This window comes from Burkholderia sp. ZZQ-2, assembly GCF_050768715.1.
GTDB lineage: Bacteria > Pseudomonadota > Gammaproteobacteria > Burkholderiales > Burkholderiaceae > Burkholderia > Burkholderia cepacia.
Genome location: NZ_LDVA01000105.1, coordinates 1 through 804, shown reverse-complemented (window position 1 = coordinate 804; position 804 = coordinate 1). Strand labels below are relative to the sequence as shown.

At 70.6% G+C, this 804-nt stretch carries 1 protein-coding gene and 1 pseudogene; both read left to right on the top strand.

What is annotated here, in order from left to right; all coding sequences use genetic code 11:
* Positions 1 to 327, top strand: a 327-nt coding sequence (locus tag ABY44_RS05650; RefSeq protein WP_431640939.1) for an ATP-binding cassette domain-containing protein, incomplete at its 5' end; no start/stop codon positions are given.
* A pseudogene (locus tag ABY44_RS05645) lies at positions 327 to 804 on the top strand (ABC transporter permease); the annotation flags it as partial. The gene ABY44_RS05650 and the pseudogene ABY44_RS05645, both read left to right, overlap by 1 nt.

The window sequence follows — 804 nt, the reverse complement described above, 5'->3', positions numbered from 1 at the left end:
GTCGGGCTGGCCGACAAGGCGCGGCACCGGCCGAGCCAGCTGTCGGGCGGCCAGCGGCAGCGGGTCGCGATCGCGCGGGCGCTGGCGGCCGAGCCCGCGATGGTGCTGGCGGATGAACCCACCGCGAACCTCGACAGCGCCACCGGCCACGCGATCATCGCGCTGATGCGCACGATCCAGCGCGAGCGCGACGTGTCGTTCATCGTGTCGTCGCACGACCCACAGGTGGTGGGCGTCGCCGACGAGGTGATCCGGATTCTCGACGGCCGCATCGTCGGCCGGGAACGGGCCGGCGAAGGCGCGGCGGCACAGGAGGTGGGCCGATGATCCATACGCTGATGCTCGCGCTGCGCAACCTGCAGCGCAACCGCCGGCGCTCGCTGACCACGCTGCTTGCGATGATCGTCGGCGTCAGCGCGATCCTGCTGTTCGGCGGCTTCAGCCGCGACATCACGCTCGGGCTGCAAACCGACTTCGTGCAGCGCAGCGGTCACCTGCAGATCCAGCGGCAGGGCTATTACCTGTACGGCACAGGCGATCCGGCCGCGTACGGGATCCGCCGCTATGCGGCGCTGATCGACCTCCTGCGGCGCGATCCGCAGCTCGCACCGATGCTGCAGGTCGTCACGCCGACGCTGCAGTTCGGCGGCATCGCCGGCAATTTCGCGGCCGGCGTGTCGCACACCGTGATGGGATTCGGCGCGATTCCCGACGACCAGTACCGGATGCAGCAGTGGAACGCATACGGTTTTCCGCTGCGCCCGCGCGCGTTCGCGCTGCGCGGCAGCGCCGACGATGCGGCGG